Raw genomic sequence first — 22,458 nt, 5'->3', positions numbered from 1 at the left:
GCTTCGTGCTGTGCGTTCAACGGGTCGATGCAACGCTAACCTTAAAAAAGGGGACGTTGCTAGCATCGCTAAACTCAACAAGCTATATGCAACCTGAATACGGAGCACTTGATGACCACCACTCATCTTTTTATCGCGGTCAATCTTGATGATTATATCGCTCGACAGGATGGCGATATCGACTGGCTGTTGAAGCGCGATGACCCGACAGAAGACCATGGCTATGCCGCATTCATCGCGGACAAAGACTGGATCGTTATGGGCCGTGGCAGCTATAAGAAGGTGCTGACCTTTGATGAATGGCCTTATGAGCGCCCCGTGCTGGTGCTTTCCCGACAACTAACCGATACCTACGTGCCCGAACAGCTGAAGGGTAAAGTACAGTTCTCATGCCGCACACCAAGGGAGATGCTTGCTGACCTGACGGTGCCGAACGCGCACCGCGTCTATATCGATGACAGGCAGGAACAAGAATCAACGTTACTTTTTGCCCTGGTAGACCACCGTTATGTTGTCTGGTTTTCTTAACGTCGGGGCCGTAGCGGGGTCAATCAGGTACACAGGTATTATCACGGCATTTTTCCCACTAAACAGGATTGGCACCCAGCAGTGAACTCGTGGGTCTCCTGTCGTCTCCGGGATACCACTTGTACCGTATGACATAAGATCAACCACATTGATAAAAAGCGCCTTACCTATATCAAAGAAAAACTCGTTAAAAACCACATCTTTTGCCAGCAAAATCACAGCGTCACCTGCCGCCAGTTTTACTGGCGATGATGAGTGTTCAGAGGTTTCTACATCAGCAAAAATAATCCTTTCGGTATAGATAAAACAGGCATAGCGGGCATCCTGTTCTGACCTTTCCAGGAGCGACTGACAGAACTCTTTGATATGTCGATTTTCGACCCTGCCAACTGCATTATCCCGACGGAGGTGTCGCTTATGTTCGCGAACATGCACCTTGCCATTGACGCTGTCAAAGTCATACCCTTTTCCAACCTGAAGCTTACTCTCCCAGATCTCCATACAATACTTTTCAGCAGCTACAACATTTCTTCGGCGAGGCAAATCCTGCTGGTAGACACCAGACAGTAGCCGGGCCTTAAGTTCGTCCGCAAGCTGATAATAACGATTAATATCTTTCAGTACCGGGACGGTGGCATCCAGCAATGTGGAAATAACCTGCGACCGTGAGATCTTCTGTTTTTTGCTGTATTCATCAACAACACGCAGAGTCTCAGAATTGGTTACATTGAAAGTGATTCGTTCTGACATGCCAATCACCTATTAAGCATTTTTGTGAAAGTGCATAACAATTAGCCTCAAACACCTTCATTATCAACAAGTTTATTTTTTTGATCTTTCTATTTAGTTATCAATTCATAGTAATATGCTCTCACGTAAAAATACTGAATATGATGCTTTCAGGACAGCCTGGATACCAGGAACGAACATTTGGGTTTTTAGTATAATTAAGGTCTTCATGTTTTAAGAACTTCCTCTTCATCCCCCCTCCCGCAGTGATCCGCTTAACCCGTCTGTATATCTCCTGTCCCCACAGTACTGCTCAGTAAACAGAAATACTGTGACTTTCCAGCATAAAAATTACATATCACCACCTTCCTTTGTACACACACTACAGAGGATAAAATCATGGACTTTCCCTGGCCCTGGAACCGCAAATACACGATGAACTGGTTCCTGCTGTCGTTACTGAACCACCATCTTGATCAGCTACTGGAACGTTACTCCCGCCTTCAGCCCCTCAGACTCGATGTGTTCTATCAGAATGACACGTGGCGTTATAACCATCACGGATGGTACGAGACAGAAAGGGAGGTACGCCAGTTAACAGAACATCTGATGTTAGAGAGCAACATCGTGGGTCACTTCTGGGTGCTGGAGTGTACTTCCCGACACAAATGCCATGCCCATATCGTGATGTATCTTGATGGCCACCATAACCAGGCCACCTTTCCGGTTGCTGAACTGGCAGGGGCTGTCTGGCAGAAGATTACACAGGGAGAGGGCTACCACAATCGCTGTGATCGTAAGAAATGCTACGAAGCCGATATCACCCGCCCCGTCAATTACGATGATGCTGCAGCCATCGACAACCTGCGCTACATCATCAGCTATCTCGCCAAGGAGAAATCAAAACACGGGCAGACTTACTACGGGGCCAGCGAGGTACCACCCGCGAGTGGACTGGGCAGACCGCGAGGGCTTCGATAAAACGACGCACATTTTTACGTCAGTTCCGGTTGTTATGCCGGAGAAGGGTACAGTGATTCATCACCCGACTCCGGTACTTATTTAGCTACCGGAGAATCTCGTCATGACCATTAAACCTTCCCTGTCTGAAGACCAGTTCGTCAATATGGCTTTCATTACTCATCTCACCGGATTAACCGATAAATGGTTCTACAAGCTCATCAAAGACGGTGAGTTTCCGGCCCCCATCAAGTTTGGTCGTAGTTCCCGCTGGCGACAGAGTGAAGTCGAAGCCTGGCTACAGGCCCGCATTGATGCATCCCGTGGGGAGAATTCCTCCCTGCCAACGACCCACAAACTTACCGTAACTCCCGTGGAGACGTTGTCATGAAAACACCGAATTCCCGTCATGACTTCCTGTTGCAGCATTACCAGCGCTGGCTGGACGATTTCACGCGTCTGGCTGTACGACATGGGTTGTGTCACCCGAACATCCAGGCCAGCCATCAACTCACCATAGGCTCGCTCCGCTTCACGGGTACGGGGCAGGTCACTGCCGTGGTACCCCATGCTTTGTACCGGTTGTTCTGCGGTAATCAGCCTCCGGTCATCACGGTGACAGAGGACATGTCCACCCGGCTGGATTCAGACACCACGCTGCTGCTTCACCATCCCATGCTGGAAGGCATATTGCTGAGTGAATGTGCCCGACTGAAGCAGTTCCCGGTACAACGGGCACTGCTGGTGATGTTACAGCGACTGACCAGCCGGGAAATCCGACACAAAATCGTCTGGCTGTGCTGGCGCGATTTGATGTGCGGAAATGACCCTTGCGACTGGCTGGAGCGTCTGGTCGGACAGCCAGACGACGCGCTGTATCTCTGGCTGGGTGACCGCCAGGATAGTGATCCCGTTTTAACCCTGATGATGGATGAATACCTGCTGTTTACCGGCAACTGATGCCAGAGACGAAAGTACATCCTCCTCCCCCAATCCCGCATTACTTTCCACAGATGCCGTTTCCCGCACCGCTTCACACTAGCGGAACGGCGCTGTCTGCGATTCAACGATAAGGATTTACAGATGAACTCAACCATTTTTACCGCGCACTGTCAGGCCTGGCTTGATGACCTCACCCGGCTGCAGGTCACTCATGGGCTCTGCCAGCCTGAAATTAAAAAGTGGCACAGGCTGACCGTGACGTCCTGCTCGTTACCGAACGGGCTTACCGGACTGCTCATTATTCCGCAGTTTTTGCTGACGGTAACGCAGGCTGCTTGTGTGGAAGAAGAATCAGTAGCGGGACGTATCATTAAACGTGCTGAGGGGCCAGCGCTGGCGGGGATGTTGCGCAGTGAATGTTACCGACTGGGACTCAGTGCCCTTGCTGAGCAGTTATTGCTGCTCTTCCGCCAGTATCCACAGCCCGGTATACGTGAATCACTGATGTTGCTGTGCTGGTGTGAGCTGGTGAAAGGGATTGAGCCGGAAGCATGGTACGCACTGCATCTGCTGCTTCCGGTCACGCTGAAGAAATGGATCAATACACGACAAAAAGAGTTCAATGGTTTATCGGCACTGACTGAGGATTACATTCGTGCCACCCGGCCACTGTGAAGGTCGGATACCTGTCCGTAACAGCGATCCGGTACCGAGCGGCATGCGCAATGTACCGGAGCATACGACCTGGATTGAGCAGAAAAATACGCGCTTACTGTATGGCTGTAACGAGGTAGCTGACCATCAGTTAACCGTGCGCCGACGAAGTATCGATTTCTGAGCCTGACAGTTTTTTACGTCAGCATTTCATTATGTGACAGCCACACCAATCCCTTTTAATCCCTTTAATCCATCTAATCGCAAGGCGCAGACTTCTCTTTTCGGGACGACTTGCGCCTGCCCTCAGGAGTCTGAAGATGTTTGCCAAATTCTTCCTAGCACACAACGGTAAACGGTGCAGTCTGGTCTGCCAGACCGATAGATACATTACAGAACATAACATCCTGGTCGAGGTACTGGCATGCGCATGCTGAAATGTTACCTTGCCAATAATCATGATGGGCACATTGTGACTGCTAAAGACGCGATGCAGTCGCCAGGCAGGGTATGGACCTGCTCTTCCTGCGGCTGTCAGTTGATACTTCATGCGGGTTCATCTGGTGAGGCCCCCTGGTTTGAACATGACCAGCGAACAGTGACGACGAACGTTCTGATGCAATGTACCCATCTCGATCCTGAAGTGAAAGCCGAAGCCCGATGCCAAAAACTACGCAGTATCATCGACAATCTGGATGCACCCGTAATGGTGCTGTTCTGGCATTGCGTGTGGTGCGGGAATCATTACAGTGGGAAAAAGTATTGCACTTCATGCGGAACAGGCATCTACAGTATCGAAGAAACTGACAAGCAATCAGATGCGAACTGATTGGGCATGGGTTATTTCCTTAATATTATGAAGATTGCTTTAACACTCATGTTATTTCAGGAAATTTTATGGAGTATTTAAACGATGAACTGACAGAAATGCAGCAAGTAAAGCGGGTGGTTCAGCAGGCCATCGACCAGTACCCACGTCTGGCTGTATTTCGGTTGATGTTGGACTGCCCAGGCCCTGAGACAATAGGGTGTTTTCAGGATATCGTCTACCGACAAGTAAGTGAACTGGCAGCGACCCGACAATTGAGCGGCAGGCCATCGCCACCAACAATTCTCAGATGGATTGGAAGCAAAACTTCTCCCCACTCATATCAGACACTACTGATGCTCAACCAGGACACTTTTTACCTTTCCCGACACGACTCACTTCCGGAGAAGTGTTTCCAGACAATGAAAACTCTGCTCCGTCAGGCATACAATACAACCCGAATAACGAATGAACAGTATCAGAGTAATGAAACAAAAATAACCGTCTTCAGAGTGGACAGAACCCAGGTGGGCCCCTCTGACGCTGAGCATAAATTGTTACAGGAAAATGCCCTGTCGTTCCGACCTGCAGCGATTACACAGAGCCCCAGTATCTTTCCCTGACTGAGTGACGAAACTAAAGACGCCTCCCAGCTATACGTTGTGTATGTTCAAATATCAGATCTAAATCACAGTATTGTTAAACATACCTATATCATAAAGAAAGCTCCTACCAGTTCTCCTCATGAAGATTTGGTACGATTTCAAAATGAGACTTAAGTGTATTAAGCTTTGAGGGACCCTAGAGTCCCTCTTTTTTATTCCACGCTGAATAACATCTCCGTACAACCATCATCCCCGCTGCATCTTCCTTTCAGGAGTTAAATAATGCGTAAACAAATATTAATTACATCACCAGATAATTATCTGGCGACAATACAGTTTCGACTGGATGAAATGACTAATAGTAATATTGAGCAGGAAGACTCACATGAGGAAACGTTGCGTTATCATACTCTGACCTGGGTAAACGCAGCCTCTCCAAATGGAAAAAAAATAGCATTCATCGCACCAGTTTTTCTGGTCCGGTGTCTGAGTCCTGTAACCGGGCCAGCATATGTCCTCCCGCCATCGTGCGAATTACCGGAACCATTCACAACTGACATCCCATCTCTTTGTCATATTTTACTGAACGAGCTTCAGCGACTGGGCATGATGAAAAGGTATGAAGAGTTAAAAAACACATTAGAGTTAATAAAACAGAACTGGCTAAAAGAAAAGCTGGTTTTGGCTAACTGGTATCTGTTGATGTCAGGGGAAAATTATTGGATATACAGTGACCAGAGCACATGCGAGGATAATGTTCTGGATTCAGAGATAACCCGCTGTCTTCAGGCACACGGACATCTTCATTCAGAGATAGATGCCTGTGTCTTTTTTTCACACTTCGGGTGTTGGTCAACAACTCCATATTTCTCTAATAACTTATCTGATAGCGACTGATTTCACCCCTTCAATCTTCAGAATCTCCGGACAAAGATTGCTTATTGATTTTCCAGGACGTAATGTCAGTACCAGAAATAATTCCCATGCTTTATCTTCAGACGGATTTTCTTTCAGTGACCGAAAATCAAAACGGATTGACATCGTCTGCAGCATCGTAAATACCCTCGAAACACTCTGCGGGCTGAGTTTGACCAGCAATCCACAGTGTCTGCTGAGCAAGCGATTACTCAATTGACGAAACACTTCCAGCACAACAAGAGTCAGAAAAGCACCGTAAATACCAATCTCGTACAAACCGCTACCTATCACCAGACCAATGGCCGCGGTGACCCACATACCAGCGGCTGTGGTCAACCCTTTTACGATTTGCTTCTGAATGATAATTGTCCCTGCCCCCAGGAACCCCATACCGCTGACCACCTGTGCAGCGATACGGCTTGGATCTAAAGCGACATGGCTTTCCAGCAGAATATCTTCAAAACCATATTTGGAAACAATCATAAACATGGCGCTACCAATACCAACCAGGATATGTGTTCGTAACCCCGCTTCTTTAGCACGTAGCTGACGTTCAAGGCCAATCAAACCACCTAATAGCCCTGCCAGTGCAATTCTGAGTAATAAATCAGTAACCATTGATGTGACCATTATTTTCTTGAATACCATTGTAAGTCATTCATACACCATCAAATGTTAGCCAGACAAAAATCTAATAACGGCTGAATAGCAAACAGCAAAACATATAAGATATTAATTATTACTCAGCCAAGGTAAGTCTGTAAAAACCAGGATTTAGTGACACAGATCACATACTTTAAAATAAGTAACTTAATTAATATTGTAGTGCCAAGAGGATACGAATGTTTTGTAAAGAAGTTCAAAATATCAGAAAAATTACATGGCACAGAAAAAAACCAATAATTAATGTCATCTAACAATATATTTAACTTAAAAACAATTTCATATAGCAAACCAACAGAGCATTATAAAAAGCAATATCTTACAGCGATTTAAAAAATCAACAATAGGATTATTTTTCATCTACGCAGTAGCTATATAGCACATTACATAATGATAACAGAGATTAGAGCCCTTATAATCTCTCATCCAATAATAATTTTGAAAATTATTCTTAAATAACGATCGACTTACTCGATCGATACGATCGATATTACTACATTTAATCCACCTAAGACTTTTCTTATAAATACCCTTACATGAGTCAGAGTTGATGCTGCTGGTTAACCAATTCGTTTTTTACTTCTGCCTGCCAATCTCAGCATTCACTGCATGATTGATCACTGAGTCCCCCTGCCTCATGTCATCTAAATATTTATCCGGGACATTCCCGTTAAAAACCAAGGAATAGTTATGTTAAAAAAAACTTCTCTGACCATTTTGGCTACCGCAGCAATGATGTGGGGTGCGACGGCCTCCGCCGCGCCACCAACAACCGGCCCTTTCGGGAGTGGGACAATCCATTTCACTGGTACCATTACTAACTCTCCCTGTACTGTTGCCCCAGGGGACGATGCGCTTATCGTATCCTTTGGTCAGATTTCTTACCGGCAACTTAGTGCAGCTAACGACACCACCGCGTCACAGCCCATCGTTATTCGTCTGACTCAATGTGCATTCGATCCGGACACAGGAGCGACTAATCCCAATCCGATTGGCCTGATGTCTAAAGTTAAGGTTTCTTTCAGCGGTACTGGCACAACAGACAATAAGGGTTACGTCAGCACAGGAACCGCCCAGAACGTCGCCGTTCAGTTACTCAAGAGTGATAACAGCACTGTTATTGAAGCAAACGCACCTATGCCGGACGGTGATGCTCAGCAACTGCAGACTGGTGATAACCAGTTGCGCTTCTTTGCCCGCCTTCTCGCAACCGGTGCTGTAACCCCAGGCTCTGTAGACTCCACAGTCACTTACACCCTGACCTACATGTAATTTTTACAGCCGAATAATAAACGCAGTGGTTATCAAAACCGTCCCGGAAGGGGCGACGGGATGGTTTTGCCTGCGAAAAGTGTATCTCCCCACTATTTCTTACATGGACGACGACAGCGACCCCGATGCTATGAAACTGACCTGGCCTGCCATATTGATAATACTGACGTATTCTGCTTTGCCGGTACGGGCGACGGAGTTCAACGTTCAGTTGTTAAACGCGGCGAATGATAAAAACATAGACCTGTCAGCATTCAACCAGGACGGCTATATTGCGCCGGGAAACTATTTGCTTGATATCTGGCTAAACGACCAGTCGGTACGTGAGCAATACCCAGTCGACGTGGTGCCAGTTTCAGGTAAAAAGAATTCGGTCATCTGTGTCACGCCGGGCCTGGTAGACCTGCTGGGGCTTAAGGATGACATTATCCGTAAACTGAAGCCTGTTCCCGGAGCCGATGGCGGCCACTGTCTGGACCTGCACTCCACGGACAGTAAAATCCGGTACAACGCCGCCGAACAGCGGCTGACCTTTACCCTGCCGCAGGCCTGGATGCAGTATCAGGACCTTAACTGGACGCCTCCATCCCGCTGGAGCAACGGCGTGGCCGGGGGACTCCTGGACTATAACCTGATGGCTAACCGCTACATGCCACAACAGGGGGAGTCATCCACCAGTTACAGCCTGTACGGCACTGCCGGGCTCAACCTGGGTGCATGGCGTCTGCGCAGCGATTACCAGTACAGCCACTATGACAGCAGCAGCAACGCCTCTCAGTCAGACTTCTATCTGCCGCAGATATACCTGTTCCGACCGTTAATACAGATACAGTCCAGGCTGACGCTGGGACAAACGTATCTCAGTTCCGCCATATTTGACTCATTCCGTTTTGTCGGCCTGACGCTGGCAAGCGATGAGCGAATGTTACCGCCCTCCCTTCAGGGGTACGCCCCACAAGTCAGCGGGATTGCAAACAGTAACGCCCGGGTGACGGTCAGCCAGAACGGACGCATTCTCTACCAGACCCGGGTCTCCCCCGGTCCCTTTGTGCTGCCTGATCTTAGCCAGAATATCAGCGGCAACCTTGATGTCTCTGTGCGTGAAAGCGACGGCACCACGCGCACCTGGCAAATCAATACCGCCAGCGTGCCCTTTATGGCACGTAAAAGCCAGATCCGTTACAAGGTGGCAGCGGGTCGTCCGCTGAACGGTGGGCTACATAACAACCGCCCTGTCAACCCGGAGTTTATGCTGGGTGAGGCCACCTGGGGGGCGTTTAATAACACGTCTCTCTACGGCGGTGTCATTGCTTCCAATGGCGACTATCAGTCCGTCGCGATCGGGGTTGGCCAGAATATGGGGTTTCTTGGCGCCGTATCCGCCGACATTACTCGCTCAGATGCCCGTCTGCCGCACGGGAAGAAACCTTCCGGCTACAGCTACCGGATTAACTATGCAAAAACCTTCGATAAAACCGGCAGTACGCTGGCGTTTGTGGGGTATCGCTTCTCGGACCGCAACTATCTTTCATTACCGGAATATCTGCAACAAGCAGCAGACGGCGGCGATGTCTGGCACGAAAAGCAGAGCTATACCATCACTTACAACCAATACTTTTCCGGGCCGGCTATGAGTGCTGCACTATCGTTCAGTCGCCTGAACTACTGGAATGCTGAATCAAATAACAACTACATGCTCAGTCTGAATAAGGCTTTCAGTCTCGGTGGCATCGGGGGCATTAACGCTTCGTTGTCCCTCGCCCGCAACCAGTATGCTGGAGGCAATATGCAAAATCAGGTGTATATGTCGTTTTCCATCCCCTGGGGCGAAGGCCGCCAGATCAGCTACAGCGCCCAGCGGGATAACCTGGGCAGCATGCAGCAAAATCTGAACTACAGCGATTTTCATAATCCCGACACTACCTGGAACATCAGCGCTGGTACGTACAAGGATAAAGACAGCGGCAGCAATAGTAGCTTCAGTGCGAGCCTTCAGAGCCGCCAGCCCTGGGGCCAGCTTGGTGCCGACGCCACCCTGCAACCCGGACAATACCGCAGCCTGGGACTGAGCTGGTACGGCTCGGCCACTGCCACCCGGCACGGTGTGGCCTTCAGCCAGTCCATGTCCGGCAACGAACCCCGGGTGATGATAGATACCGATGGAGTGGCCAGCATCCCGGTTGCGGGTGGGAGCGGCGTCACCAACCACTTTGGCATTGCCGTGGTCAGCGGAGGCGGCAGCTATCAGCGCAGCGATATCGCGGTTGATGTTACCGCACTGCCGGATGATGTGGAGATTACCGACTCGGTGATAAGCCAGACGTTGACAGAAGGTGCTATCGGATACCGACGGCTTAACGCCAGCCAGGGTGAGCAGGTCATGGGGAACCTACGCCTAGCTGACGGCAAGGCACCGCCGTTCGGCGCACAGGTGGTCTCATCACGTTCAGGTCGGACACTGGGTATGGTTGGCGACGATGGTCTGACTTATATGGTCGGCATCAGCAGGGATGACCGACAGGCTATTGCCGTGTCCTGGGACGGCAGGGTTCAGTGTCGGTTAACCCTGCCTGAGAAGTTTACGCTCAGCCAGGGGCCACTGTTGTTGCCCTGCGAATAGATCCAGTTAAGTACAACACTATCTGATGGAGGGAAAGTGAAAAATAGCAGATTAGCAGATGCGATGGCGTTCGTACTGGCGGTAGCGTGGAGCCAGGCGGGAATTGCCGCCATCAACGTCGACAGAACCCGCATTATCATGAACAGCAAGGACAAAGCTGTGTCCGTCACGTTGAACAACGACAGCAGGGATAAGCCGTTTCTCGCCCAGTCCTGGGTGGATGACAGCAGCGGTAAACGGACGAACGCACTGATGGTTCTGCCACCTCTGCAGCGTATTGATGGCGGTCAGAAGTCGCAGGTTCGCATCACGCAGGTACAGGGCGGGGAGCTGGAAAAACTACCGGAGGACCGTGAAACTCTGTTCTGGTTTAACGTCCGGGGGGTTCCTCCGAAGCCGGATACCACCAACGTTCTTCAGCTTGCACTGCAGAGTCGGCTGAAGCTGTTTTACCGGCCCGCGGCCATAGCTAGGGGCAGCAACGATATGCCGGAGATAAAACTGGTGGTGGAGCATCAGGGTTCCCGGATAATGCTGATTAACCCGACGCCCTACTACATTACCGTGGCCTGGCTTGGCCCCGACCGCGAGCACCGACTGGTCGGATTCAGTGAAGCTGTGATGGTCCCTCCTCTCAGCAACCTGCCGCTTCAGGCAACATTCCCGTCCGGTATGGCGCGCCTGTGGGTGGGCTATGTCGATGACTATGGTGGACTCCAGATGAACCGCTATACCTGCGGAGTCCTGAACTGCGCGCTTAAGGAGGGGGAGGCTGCTTCATGATTAACCGATTAATAAATCTAAATATATTGATTCTGTCAGGGTCGTTAATATTCCTTACTGTCTGTAATTCTTCACAGGCAGCTATCGACTGGTCATATTGTGATGCAAATGGACATGTCAGTATTCAAAATATTAATCTGAAGGGTGGACAATTTGCTACAGGTCAGGAATTGCAGAGAGTTACCGTTCCCATAAATTATACCTGTTATACAAAATGGAAAAGTTACGGCCCTTCTTATTCCACTACTCTTAATCTTTACAATCTGGCTGAGGTAGTAACTGCTCTCAAAAACAGTGGTCTTGGAATGGATATCATTGCTCAGGAAGGGGGAGGAACGCCTGTAACATTTACATGGGAGGAGATTAAGGCAGGTTTTTCTGGTTGGTCCAGTTCAAAAGTATTTGGGCAGCCTATGGAGCCGGAAAAAATATATAACCGGAGTGGAACACTTACATTACGCATATTTGTCTACCAGGCATTTAAAAAATCTTTCTTGAACATAAACATACCATCAAGCACAATTAATATATTACCCTATAACCCAGTGGGGGTTTCCCCCCCCACTGTTTCATTCAAACCTTTAACCGTTTCCGCCTTTAACCTCAGGTTTATTCCAGAGAAATCTGGCAGTGTTATTATTTCACCGTCAGTGATCCGGATGGGACGTTTTTACACTGAGTATAATGAGACTATGGAGGCCAGAGAAATCCCCTTTACGGTCACGGCACAACAGAATATCGGCACTCAAACACCGTTTGCTGCAGCACTGTCTGTAGAATTTGAGACTAACGGCCTGACGCTTGCTGATGCAGACAGTTCCGTGACACTTAAAAATACACAAGGAGAATACAATGGCTTCAGACTGTCGATAGTTGATGAGTCCGGAACTCCGGTTAAATTTAATACGAATGCATATATGGGGTCTATTAATCTCGATAATACTTCCGGCGGCAGAATTATAAAAAAATACAGAGCAAAAGTTGAACCCATACCAGGCAATGATATTAAGACGGGTAATTTTTCTGCAGCAATGACTGTTGTTGTTAGCTATATTTAAGAGTAAAGCAATAGTTACCTTCAATGGCGAACAATGACTCATGAAACATAAATACAAATATTTTTATTCCTCTGCCATTCATTTTATATTATTAGTGGAGAAGTCTTTATGTACCCTGACAATACACATGCAAAGAAGCAACTTATCTTTCCGGAAAATGATATTCATTATCCCGGTCGGACTAACCATGATACCTGCTTCATCCCGGAAAGCGTTCGCCAGTACCATGGCGAACCCCTGTATATCCTGGTGGCATTGTGGTGCATACAGCAACGGAACTGGGTGAACCGCTGCCAGATTTCGGAAGCATTCCATATTCCTGTCCAGCGCGCCAGCTACCTGATGGCTTATGTGCGCAATAAAACCCGACGGGTAATCGTTGAAAGTCGGGAGGTGTTACTGGTTAACAATGTATACCGCTATGAAATACAGGTCACCCGCGTAATACCTCCTGAGTCTCGTAAAAAGCGAAGCCCGGGAGAAAAAAAACACCTGACCCGCAGCCGTATAGGTAATGCAGACACCTCACAGGCCACGCTTCTCTGGAACAATCTGAGAAAGGGAAATCCACACCCCGTGAAGGAGGGCATGGATAATGACTGAACCTGAAATGACAATTCCAGCAAGCGGAAACATTATCCTTTACGGTGACTGCTGGCCTGTAGTCAGTGCCGTGCAGAGTCTGGTAACGTCGATTCTGCCCGACAGTCAGTGCAAAGCGATTACCACTCTGCCATCACTTTTAAAACAACTCACTCGGGATCCAAGGGCGTTATTGATTTTATGCCTCAGACCGCGGGAGCATGTTTTTCTTTTCTACGCACTCAGACAAGAGTTATTTGACCATCCGGCCCTGATAATCAGTGACGAGCTCTTCTTCAATGACAAACTCATGCTCAGGGTGTGGGGGGATCTTCCCTGTATGATGCATGACGAATTATCCATGATGGTCACCAGTCAGCAACTCTGTGAACTGCTTACTGTCCCTCCCGATCACTGCCTTGAAAAAAGCCTTCTGGCAGATTTTCTGAGATCTCCGGTGCTCCCGGAGGGATTATCAGAGGTACCACAGATATTTCATTTGGAAGAACCTCTGATGGACTATATGTCATTGCTGTTATACCGGGAGATGCTCGACAGAAAGATCACACCATTCCGGATGCGAATGCTTCAGGCAATCTGGTCTGGCTATCAGACCCGCGAAGAGCTAATTGCAGAATTAGATGCCCCAAAAAGCAAAATATGGAATGAGAAACACCGGCTTCTAAGCCAGCTGGGGATGGATGCACGTTTACGTAACCTTTTGTACGGTACCCGGTTTTGCCTTTTTCTACAGCGAACAGCATTTATGTCACCAGCTGAAACGGAGCATCTACGGGCTGAAGCCAGGGAACAACTGACAACCGGAACCGAAAATTACTGCACAAAAATTATCACAAACGAAGCAACCTCATGAAGAGGTTACGCTCAAACAGCCAAAGCGACTATCAAATAAACGAAGGGTACCGGCAGAGCAAAGATCCTCCGTTGCGTTAACTCAATGCAGGTGACCATTGAAAGCATTAACGCAGAGTGACTACTACCTCATCCCATTCGATAGGCCACGATGTCACCAGCTTAATTGAAGTATTAATGCTATTAGCAGTGACAGTCATAATAGCAACGATTACGACTGTAGGCTGTCTGCAAATTCTGGAATGAAAATTATGTTACCCGAAGATATCGTACATTCACTTTCTCACTGGCTAACGTTTTCATCTTTAACACATCAAATTCGAAAAATCATATGTGTACAAACAAGTTTTTTAGATACAAACAGCCTTACCGCAGCCAGAGCAGTTGGCTGATGCCAGCTTACGGGCGATGGCCTGTACGTCGTCCCGTTGGCTTAACCAGGCCTGCTCAATCACCTGGGCAGCCCAGGAAGGAATATACGGGGATAAGCGATAATAAACCCATTTCCTCTGCTTGCGATCCAGCAATAGCACACTTTCCCTAAGCATCGCCAGATGGCGGGAGATCTTAGGCTGAGACTGTTCCAGCGCCGTACAGAGATCGCACACGCACAGCTCTCCCATCTCTCTGAGCAGCAACACGATACCCAAGCGGGTTTCATCGGAGAGGTTTTTGAAGAATTGTAATAAATTTAACGAGGCCTTAAAATTGTGTTGCTGAAAGAAAAGAATCAATACATATGGTAAAGCATATGTTTACAATTATAGTAGACCCTGCGTTTCACCAAATCAACTAATAGATCTGCCGCAAAAAATGAGCAAAATTCGGTTGCATACTTTACGTGAAACCTCATTATGAATAATGATTTTTTACTTTAAAGAGGGATTTTAAGTTGGAAATATCATCTCTGAAACTTAAAGGTTTTAGAAACTTTAAAGATGCACACATCAATTTTAATTCGAACACTCTGATTATCGGAGCAAATGATGTTGGTAAAAGTAATATGCTGCATTCGCTAAGAATGCTATTAGATAAAAGTGTATCAGATTCAGAAATTGAACCAAATGAGCTTGATTTTTATTTAGAAAATGGGAAATCATGTGAAGAATTTGAAATTATCATTCATTTTAAAGATATCAATGAAGATGCAGTGCTTTCAATTTTGAAAGGGAATGTCAGTGACTCAGGCGAATCGTTTATTAAGTATATTGCACAAAAATCCGATCTCAGCTACAAACTTTTCATTGGCGATTCTTTAGAGTCTTTACAAGAAATTAACTCTCGTTATTATCTTAAATTCGTTAATTTAAAATATATTCAATCACAACGAGATTTAGAGAGATTTATCCGTAAAGAAAAAAGACAACTCTTAAAAATCGCACAGCAATCATTGAACTCTGATGAAAGAGAAGAAGATGACGATTTGTTAGGAGAGATAAGTTTAGATTTACAGTTAATTAATAATAAGATATCTCAGCTTATATATGTAGAAAGAGCTACAAAAGAAGTCAACGATGAGTTGAAAAAACTTGCACATCATTACTCAGAATATTCTGTGCAACTAGATACTGGCGCAATTGGAATAAATGACTTTATTGATAGCCTACAACTTGGAGCAAATACAAATGGTTCTAACGTAATGCTTGGAGGGGACGGACGTAACAATCAAATTTTATTAGCATTATGGAAAGCAAAAAGTATTAAGGAACATGATATCGATAACGAAGTTATTTTCTATGTTATCGAAGAACCAGAAGCACACTTACACCCTCATCAACAAAGAAAATTATCTGATTATTTGATAGATGAACTTCCAGGTCAAACAATAATTTCATCCCATTCCCCCCAAATAGCGGCAAACTTTGAGCCAGGCTCAATAATAAGATTGCTTGACCGGGGGGGGCATACTGTAGCCGCAAGTGAAGGATGCTCGAAAGGTATTGCAGATGGCTGGGAAGATATGAGTTATCGGATGAGTATATTACCAGCAGAATCATTTTTTTCAAATGGTGTTTTCTTAATCGAAGGGCCATCCGAAATTTTATTTTACCATTCCTTAGCTAAAAGTTTAAATATTGATCTAGATTATTTAAATATTTCATTAATTTCAGTGGATGGAATATCATTTAAAATATATGCAGCAATACTAGATGCTTTAGAAATCCCATGGGTAATGCGAACTGATAACGATATATCAAAGCTAAAAGATAAAGAAAAGTGGAACTATGCAGGTATAAACCGATGTTTAGATATAGCTGGCATAGAAAAATTTGAGCATAGCGACAAAAAAATAACTTCTCTAGATACTCTTACCAACGGTGATTGGCAAGCAGTTTCTGAGGAAATAAATAAATCGGGGATATATTTATCAAAAGTTGATTTAGAAACAGATCTTGTAGAGGAATTAGGTGCTTCAATATTAGATGCATTAGATAAAAAAAATAACCAAAGCGCAATAGAATACTTACAAAAGAAAAAAGCAATAAGAATGCGTACTCTTCTAAAAAAAATAAAAAAAGACCTTCATAAACTTAATGCGGGTGATTTAGTTAAACCGTTAAAACACCTTGTAAAAATAGTTAAAGGTGAATGAAATGAATACTTTTTCGCCGACCACTCAGCAAAAATCAGCCATTGATTACCCTAAAAGCATGGTAATAACAGCATGCCCTGGAAGCGGTAAAACTACAGTTATAAAAGAAAAAATTAGAAATATTACCGGCTGTCTCCCTGAGCATAAAGGAGTCATTGCCATTACATTCACAAGGAAAGCAAGTTCAGAACTGGAGCGTAGATGTAAGGCCGAAGGGCACAATGCAAAGCATAGTTTTTTTGGCACCATTGATAGTTTTTGCTTAAAGGAAATAATCATTCCATTTCTTCCAAGAATATGGGGAGGGAAACCAACAGAATGTAAAGTACTAAAGAAACTAGAGCCTCCTTATAAATATTACTTAGAGGAAGGATTTTTCGGCACACCGTCAGTCGTTAATATCAATGAAGATTCCGGATATAAGAGACTGTACGATGAGGGAATTCTCTGGATGAGTTCATTTGCTGCCTTAGCATTAAAAATACTTAATGAATCTCCTGCAGCAAAGCGGTATATCAAAGCGAGATATAGCCATATATTTATAGATGAATATCAAGATTCATCCTTATCTCAGCATCAATTGTTTCTAAAAATAAATGAGTTAGGGTTATGCTCTATTGCTGTTGGGGATGTTTGGCAATCAATTTATGAGTTTCGAGGTGGAAATGCTGAGTTGTTACTTGACTTAGTTAGAGATAAACATGCTTTTGCACATTTTGAGATAAATTTAAATCATAGATGTCATCCGTCAATAATTAATTATGCGTCTCGATTACTCGATTCAAATTTCGCATTATTGCCATGCAAAAGTATCAACGTTTACAGAAAGAGATTGTCAGGGAATCTAAAAGACGTTTCGATGACATTATCATCATGGATTTCAGAATGGTTAAATGAAGGCCAATGGGGTGTAGAACAAGCTAACCAAATAGCTATTTTTACAAGAAAAGAACAATCATTACTATTGCTATGCTCAGGGTTGACATCAAATTTTAGAGCTTATATTGATACGCCATTAGATAAATTGGGCACAGAATGTTCAGATTTATATAAAGATCTTCTGGCGTATAGATATAAGTCTATAGGTACTGCGCAAGAGTTAATTAATAAAGTATTTGATGACTTAATCATAAATGACAACCATCATTTTTTATTAAGAAAAAAAATTAAAACTCTCAGAGGTAAACTAACTGATAAAGAATTAATTAATAAGTTTCATGAAATTGCTGAAATGCTAAATATTCAGTGTACTATTCCTAATGATAATGCAGTTTTGGAAATTGTATCAAACGATATTTTCTTAAAGCAGTTTATGCCATTAGATAAAAATGAAGTTCAAGTAATGACACTTCACAAGTCAAAAGGACTTGAGTTTAAAATAGTATTGCATTTGGATATGGATGAATGGTCTTTTCCATATAGATTAGTAAATGAAGTTGATAGAAATACAGCACTTTACCCCAGCCTTCTGCAAGAAACAAACCTTCATTATGTTGGTATTACAAGAGCTGAGGAATGCTGCGTCCTAATTAATGCAGAGCTTCGCCAAAACTCGACTGGGGCGTTTAAGAGATCTGAAGCATCTTACTTTTTCAAGTTGCCGCAACTAGAGGGCCTTTACCGTTAGGAACGGCTGGTGCATATTAAAATATGCACCACAACTATTTTTCATCAGTTTTAACAATTATCATTGGTTTATGCATTAATAAATATAATAAACCACATTATATATTTATATTTTATAGATGCGGGAAGGGTATTGAACTATCTCTATTAACAATAAGGGTGTAAAGATAATTTCCATACCACTGCATCATCTCCCGCCGACCTTCCAAATATTGAGCATGATTATACGTTCCACGGTTCGAGTTCTTATCGACATGAGCCATGTTGTATCTCAATCTAGGCCGAGTTAAATCCCTGCTCATTCAAAATGGTATTCATCGTGTGACGCAATCCATTCCCCCCTAACACACCTTACGTAGCATATGTGCTTTACTATCGCATCGAAAATCTTGAGTACAGTCATGAGATGAGCGGCGTCGAACCAAAACCTCATTGAATTCCAATGAAAACTGACATCTATGATACAAAAACACCATGAATTCATTGACATAAATTGCTACTCACTGAGATCATATCGCACACAGCTCCTGAATGAGGAATGAGCAATGGCAGTGAGTATCGCGGAATATTTAGGCCAAAGAACAGACGTGGAGCACCAGATTGTCCCCGTATCAAAAGGCACGCTGGCGCAATGCCCTTTTATGGATCGTACCTGTGACAAAGTAAGTAAAAATAATCATCCTGTTTGCTCTGTCCGTAAACCAGACGGCACAATTTGGATCGTTTGTGAGCATAGACTTTGTTCTACCCGCCAAAAAAAGACAATTATCTCGGGTGAGCGTACACAACAAGTTGACAATGTCTTAGTTGAACATCAGAGAGACATTTTACGGAAAGTAGCAAAACTGATTTATCAGGATCCTGAACTGCAAGATTCAGAGATTGGTGTAAAAAGAGAAGTCAATATTCCCTTACCAGATTCAGATAATAGCTACCATGCAGACTACGTGATGAGAAACTTTTCCGGTAGAGGAAGAGTTGACGAAGTCCTCCTCGAAATGCAGGGTGGCGGGGAAACGAGCAGCACAGGTGCCATTACTCGCCATATTGCCGCTTGGGCTGATCTCGAATTTCCAACAAATGAAATTCTAAGAAGACCAGTAGCAGCAAATACTATCGAAACCAACGCATGGAGACGACAACAAGAACAATTTCTTGTGAAAGGGAATGTTGTTGATCAAACTGGTGGGAAAATCGTTTTTGCTGTAGGTAGCTTACTCTATGACTATTTACACAGACGTTTTAGGAATGCGAATCTCAGGGATCTGAAAGCCCATAACTGGACATTATGTATTTTAGCTTTCAAGGAAGATACATCGGATGAACCACATCCAGGTCCGATTCCGTTGATCATTGATGACTCAAAAACATTATTCACCAACTATTCAACATTTGTAAGATTTCTAACAGATCAGGGCGCACCACGCCCTGAACTATTCGAAGGATCATTTTTACGTTTAGATAATAGTACTGTTACGATAATGCCTCGTTGAGCATCTGCTGATCTACAAGGACAATTCTTTTTCCTATCCATTCAACAATAGGGACCGCGACAGCGTTCCCTACTGCTCTGAATCGATTAGAGTCCAGTTCTCTGGAAATCCCTGCAGACGCTCGTACTCGGAAGGCAGCATCCGGCGCACATACAGCATCTGAACTTCCTCTTGAGTCAAGGGTGTAGGTTTCTCCGTCGTTCCTGTATCCTTTTGCTTGAGGTCCTGCGGTTGCTTTTCGTCCAATACTTGCATGCTGGATAGAATAGATATCTGCTTTTGATAGGCCTGTATCAGAGGTTCCGGAAGCATTTGCCCTCTCTCCTTGGCCCTGTTTATCAACGATTCTAGTTGCTCCGGGTTCAAAAAGGACTCGAGCGGAGCGCATGTCTCCAAGACTTGCGACAATGTACACTCTTCTTCTACGCTGGGGTGTTCCAAAGTATTTTGCATCCAATACTCTCCACGAAACGCCATACCCGAGTTCGACCAACGTATCGATGACAACTTTGAAGTCTTGTCCATTGTGGCTGTTGAGCAGTCCGGGAACATTTTCAATAACAAGCCATTCAGGTTTTCTTTCTTCGATGAGTTTTGCATATGTATAAAATAAGCCGCTTCGGGCTCCCTCTAGACCTTTCCGTTTTCCTTGGTTAGCTGACGACACATCCTGGCAAGGAAAACCACCACACCAAACACTGCTTTCTGGGATCTCATCAGCATTCAGTTGTGTAATATCAGTATGTAATGGTACATTTGGCCAATTCTTTCTAAGTACTTTCTGGCAAAACTTATTGATTTCGCATTGGAAAACAACTTCCATCCCTGCTTTCTCAAGACCAAGATCGAATCCACCAATCCCTGCGAAAAACGAGGATACCTTGTACTGCTTTAGTGGTTTCTTTTTCATATCGACTTTTTCATCACTTTTTGATCCGAAGATCCTAACGGAAACCAGTCCCGATGGCCACCTTTTTTTCTAACTAAGGCCAGTTCCTTGGTATCCAGGCATTGATTATGAAACAAACCAACTGTAATTATATACAGTGCATTTTAAATTCCAACAAAAGTGTGCTTTTTTGAGAATAGTTTTCCAATTTAACTACGCTTTCGCATAGTCAAACGGGCTAATCCCCTTCTCCCGATTCACATCTAGATAATCCGCCCACCATTGCAACATCAATCGTCTCTCATCCAAATGTTCCGCCTTATGAATATAAGCCGCCCGCACAGAGTTACGCTCCATATGGCTCATCTGCCGTTCAACTGCATCTCTCGACCACAATCCAGATTCAATCAACGAGCTACATGCCATGGTCCTGAAGCCATGACCGCAAACCTCAATCTTAGTGTCATATCCCATCACGCGCAGCGCCTTGTTCACTGTATTCTCACTCATTGGTTTACAAGGATTGTGATCTCCAACGAAAACAAAATCGCGCTCGCCACTAAGCTTGTGAACCTGTTTAAGGATTGCCAGTGCCTGACGAGAAAGTGGCACTAAATGAGGAGTACGCATTTTCGAGCCACGTTCAGAATGCTTCACTCCTTCAATAGCTTCTCGTTGAGCCGGAATTGTCCACATTGCCGTTTCAAAATCTATTTCAGACCAACGCGCAAAACGCAGTTCACTTGAACGAATAAAGATTAACAAGGTGAGTTCAACAGCCAGACGAGTTAAAGGGCGTCCCGTGTAACTATCAATTCTGTGGAGTAGTTCAGGTAAGCGTTTCAACTCAAGTGCAGGACGATGAACACGGTTACTGGAAGCAACTGCCCCAGCCATCTCCTGAGCAGGATTGTAATCGATCAAACCGCTTTGCACTGCATAACGCATAATCGCATTGGTACGCTGCTGAAGACGCGAAGCCACTTCAAAACGCCCTGTAGCCTCAACTCCTTTAATAGGAACAAGGAGATCGCGCGTGCTAAAACTATCAATACTCCGCTTCCCAATTGCTGGGAACAAATTATCTTCCAGGCTCTTTAACACCCTTCGGCTATGTTCTTCTGACCATTTTTTATTAGCGGCATGCCACTCTCTGGCAACTGACTCAAAGGTAATGGCCTCTTTCGCCAGCTCCTCCTTTACAGCACGCTTATGCTCGCGAGGATCGATACCAGCAGCAACAAGCTTTCTGGCCTCTTCTCTCTTCTGCCTCGCATCGGCTAGTGATGTTTCAGGATAAACACCAAACGCCATTAGGTGCTGCTTACCACCAAAGCGAAAGCGGAACCGCCAGTATTTTGAGCCGTTGGGGTGAATCAGCAAAAACATGCCATCCCCATCGACTAGGGTGTACTCCTTTTCCTGCGGTTTTGCAGAACGCACTTTGATATCTGTCAGAGCCATAAAAGTTCTCCTTCCATGTGCCGCTGTGAGTATACAACCATTATCGAACCAGCATATATACTCGGTTCTATACTCACAAGCGACTTGATGTGGGTTGACTCAGATTGACTTCTTTTGAAAGGAAAATCGCGGAAAGCCATGTGTGGCACGGATTTCAGGCACAAAAAAAGACGTCCGTTGACGTCTATTGATGTTCCGATGGTGCCGAAGGCCGGACTCGAACCGGCACGTATTTCTACGGTTGATTTTGAATCAACTGCGTCTACCGATTTCGCCACTCCGGCACGGAAGGGATGCGGAAAACGTTGTGGATTATACCTGTCGTGCGCCACCATGCAAGCGCCAGCGTGTATCTGGCCTGCTAAGTGTTGAAAATTTCAGCATTACCTTTCCCACCA

20 protein-coding genes, 1 tRNA gene and 3 pseudogenes are annotated in these 22,458 nt (G+C 45.3%); 17 read left to right on the top strand and 7 right to left on the bottom strand.

The features are described 5' to 3' along the window. Nucleotides 1-111: 111 nt before the first annotated feature. Nucleotides 112-498, top strand: a pseudogene (locus tag ACU8YC_RS13395) (dihydrofolate reductase family protein); the annotation flags it as partial. Here ACU8YC_RS13395 and ACU8YC_RS13390 read toward each other — a convergent pair. Then, the gene (locus tag ACU8YC_RS13390) at nt 481-1,278 is read right to left on the bottom strand and encodes a hypothetical protein (protein ID WP_446895435.1); all 798 of its coding nucleotides are present in this window, start codon (nt 1,276-1,278) and stop codon (nt 481-483) included. The pseudogene ACU8YC_RS13395 and the gene ACU8YC_RS13390 sit on opposite strands and share 18 nt — an antisense overlap. 378 nt (nt 1,279-1,656) lie before the next feature. Between ACU8YC_RS13390 and ACU8YC_RS13385 the strand changes: the two genes are divergently transcribed. The 7 genes and pseudogenes from ACU8YC_RS13385 (at nt 1,657) to ACU8YC_RS13355 (ending at nt 6,123) form a co-directional block, all read left to right on the top strand. Further along, nucleotides 1,657-2,238 (top strand): hypothetical protein, encoded by a 582-nt coding sequence (locus ACU8YC_RS13385; RefSeq protein ID WP_446895434.1) that lies wholly within the window; start codon nt 1,657-1,659, stop codon nt 2,236-2,238. A gap of 103 nt (nt 2,239-2,341) precedes the next feature. Then, a pseudogene (locus tag ACU8YC_RS13380) lies at nt 2,342-2,542 on the top strand (helix-turn-helix transcriptional regulator); the annotation flags it as partial. Nucleotides 2,543-2,604: 62 nt separating this feature from the next. After that, nucleotides 2,605-3,177, top strand: a complete 573-nt coding sequence (locus ACU8YC_RS13375) for a hypothetical protein (protein WP_286451511.1) — start codon at nt 2,605-2,607, stop codon at nt 3,175-3,177. 123 nt (nt 3,178-3,300) lie between these two features. After that, a complete protein-coding gene (locus ACU8YC_RS13370) occupies nt 3,301-3,834 on the top strand; it encodes a secretoglobin family protein (RefSeq protein WP_446895433.1) in 534 nt (177 codons plus the stop codon). Next, entirely contained in the window at nt 3,815-3,997 is a 183-nt protein-coding gene (locus ACU8YC_RS13365; RefSeq protein ID WP_446895432.1) for a hypothetical protein, read from the top strand. The genes ACU8YC_RS13370 and ACU8YC_RS13365 overlap by 20 nt, the downstream gene beginning before the upstream one ends. Before the next feature lie 246 nt (nt 3,998-4,243). Continuing rightward, nucleotides 4,244-4,642, top strand: coding sequence for a putative zinc ribbon protein (locus tag ACU8YC_RS13360; RefSeq protein WP_446895431.1), 399 nt, complete (start codon nt 4,244-4,246; stop codon nt 4,640-4,642). 866 nt (nt 4,643-5,508) lie between these two features. Beyond that, nucleotides 5,509-6,123 carry a hypothetical protein gene (locus tag ACU8YC_RS13355; protein WP_446895430.1) on the top strand — a complete coding sequence of 205 codons (615 nt, stop codon included), beginning with the start codon at nt 5,509-5,511 and terminating at the stop codon, nt 6,121-6,123. On the opposite strand, the gene ACU8YC_RS13350 is transcribed toward ACU8YC_RS13355, so the two are convergent. Next, nucleotides 6,106-6,762 carry an MgtC/SapB family protein gene (locus tag ACU8YC_RS13350; protein ID WP_175065062.1) on the bottom strand — a complete coding sequence of 219 codons (657 nt, stop codon included), beginning with the start codon at nt 6,760-6,762 and terminating at the stop codon, nt 6,106-6,108. The genes ACU8YC_RS13355 and ACU8YC_RS13350 overlap by 18 nt on opposite strands. Nucleotides 6,763-7,497: 735 nt before the next feature. Between ACU8YC_RS13350 and ACU8YC_RS13345 the strand changes: the two genes are divergently transcribed. The 6 genes from ACU8YC_RS13345 to ACU8YC_RS13320 all read left to right on the top strand — a co-directional run bounded on the left by ACU8YC_RS13345 (nt 7,498) and on the right by ACU8YC_RS13320 (nt 13,996). Then, nucleotides 7,498-8,079, top strand: a complete 582-nt coding sequence (locus tag ACU8YC_RS13345) for a fimbrial protein (protein ID WP_446895429.1) — start codon at nt 7,498-7,500, stop codon at nt 8,077-8,079. A gap of 130 nt (nt 8,080-8,209) precedes the next feature. Beyond that, nucleotides 8,210-10,699: a fimbrial outer membrane usher protein StdB gene (stdB, locus tag ACU8YC_RS13340; RefSeq protein ID WP_446895475.1), complete on the top strand. Its 2,490-nt coding sequence runs from the start codon at nt 8,210-8,212 to the stop codon at nt 10,697-10,699. 36 nt (nt 10,700-10,735) lie between these two features. After that, a complete protein-coding gene (locus ACU8YC_RS13335) occupies nt 10,736-11,482 on the top strand; it encodes a fimbria/pilus periplasmic chaperone (protein WP_446895428.1) in 747 nt (248 codons plus the stop codon). After that, a complete protein-coding gene (locus ACU8YC_RS13330) occupies nt 11,479-12,540 on the top strand; it encodes a fimbrial protein (protein WP_446895427.1) in 1,062 nt (353 codons plus the stop codon). Before ACU8YC_RS13335 ends, ACU8YC_RS13330 begins: the two co-directional genes overlap by 4 nt. A gap of 108 nt (nt 12,541-12,648) precedes the next feature. Continuing rightward, nucleotides 12,649-13,143: a CaiF/GrlA family transcriptional regulator gene (locus ACU8YC_RS13325; RefSeq protein WP_446895426.1), complete on the top strand. Its 495-nt coding sequence runs from the start codon at nt 12,649-12,651 to the stop codon at nt 13,141-13,143. Further along, nucleotides 13,136-13,996, top strand: coding sequence for a hypothetical protein (locus tag ACU8YC_RS13320; RefSeq protein WP_446895425.1), 861 nt, complete (start codon nt 13,136-13,138; stop codon nt 13,994-13,996). The genes ACU8YC_RS13325 and ACU8YC_RS13320 overlap by 8 nt, the downstream gene beginning before the upstream one ends. A 349-nt stretch (nt 13,997-14,345) precedes the next feature. On the opposite strand, the gene ACU8YC_RS13315 is transcribed toward ACU8YC_RS13320, so the two are convergent. Beyond that, the gene (locus ACU8YC_RS13315; RefSeq protein ID WP_446895474.1) at nt 14,346-14,726 is read right to left on the bottom strand and encodes a metalloregulator ArsR/SmtB family transcription factor; all 381 of its coding nucleotides are present in this window, start codon (nt 14,724-14,726) and stop codon (nt 14,346-14,348) included. A gap of 161 nt (nt 14,727-14,887) precedes the next feature. Here ACU8YC_RS13315 and ACU8YC_RS13310 point away from each other — a divergent pair, with 161 nt between their 5' ends. Then, nucleotides 14,888-16,588: an ATP-dependent nuclease gene (locus ACU8YC_RS13310; RefSeq protein ID WP_446895424.1), complete on the top strand. Its 1,701-nt coding sequence runs from the start codon at nt 14,888-14,890 to the stop codon at nt 16,586-16,588. Nucleotide 16,589: 1 nt separating this feature from the next. After that, nucleotides 16,590-18,215: a UvrD-helicase domain-containing protein gene (locus ACU8YC_RS13305; RefSeq protein ID WP_446895423.1), complete on the top strand. Its 1,626-nt coding sequence runs from the start codon at nt 16,590-16,592 to the stop codon at nt 18,213-18,215. 112 nt (nt 18,216-18,327) lie between these two features. Here ACU8YC_RS13305 and ACU8YC_RS13300 read toward each other — a convergent pair. After that, nucleotides 18,328-18,565, bottom strand: a pseudogene (locus ACU8YC_RS13300) (integrase); the annotation flags it as partial. Nucleotides 18,566-18,759: 194 nt separating this feature from the next. Between ACU8YC_RS13300 and ACU8YC_RS13295 the strand changes: the two are divergent. After that, nucleotides 18,760-19,707, top strand: coding sequence for a hypothetical protein (locus ACU8YC_RS13295; protein WP_181541623.1), 948 nt, complete (start codon nt 18,760-18,762; stop codon nt 19,705-19,707). On the opposite strand, the gene ACU8YC_RS13290 is transcribed toward ACU8YC_RS13295, so the two are convergent. The 3 genes from ACU8YC_RS13290 to ACU8YC_RS13280 all read right to left on the bottom strand — a co-directional run bounded on the left by ACU8YC_RS13290 (nt 19,688) and on the right by ACU8YC_RS13280 (nt 22,344). Then, nucleotides 19,688-20,617 carry a DNA cytosine methyltransferase gene (locus ACU8YC_RS13290; protein WP_089642849.1) on the bottom strand — a complete coding sequence of 310 codons (930 nt, stop codon included), beginning with the start codon at nt 20,615-20,617 and terminating at the stop codon, nt 19,688-19,690. The two genes, ACU8YC_RS13295 and ACU8YC_RS13290, sit on opposite strands and share 20 nt — an antisense overlap. A gap of 192 nt (nt 20,618-20,809) precedes the next feature. Next, nucleotides 20,810-22,060 (bottom strand): tyrosine-type recombinase/integrase, encoded by a 1,251-nt coding sequence (locus ACU8YC_RS13285; protein WP_446895422.1) that lies wholly within the window; start codon nt 22,058-22,060, stop codon nt 20,810-20,812. A 199-nt stretch (nt 22,061-22,259) separates the two neighbouring features. Then, nucleotides 22,260-22,344 (bottom strand) — tRNA-Leu (locus ACU8YC_RS13280). Nucleotides 22,345-22,458 lie beyond the last annotated feature (114 nt).

It is taken from the genome of Citrobacter sp. VF227, from assembly GCF_052950715.1.
The sequence above is the reverse complement of the archived record's forward strand: the minus strand, read 5'-3'. Positions and strand labels throughout refer to the sequence as shown.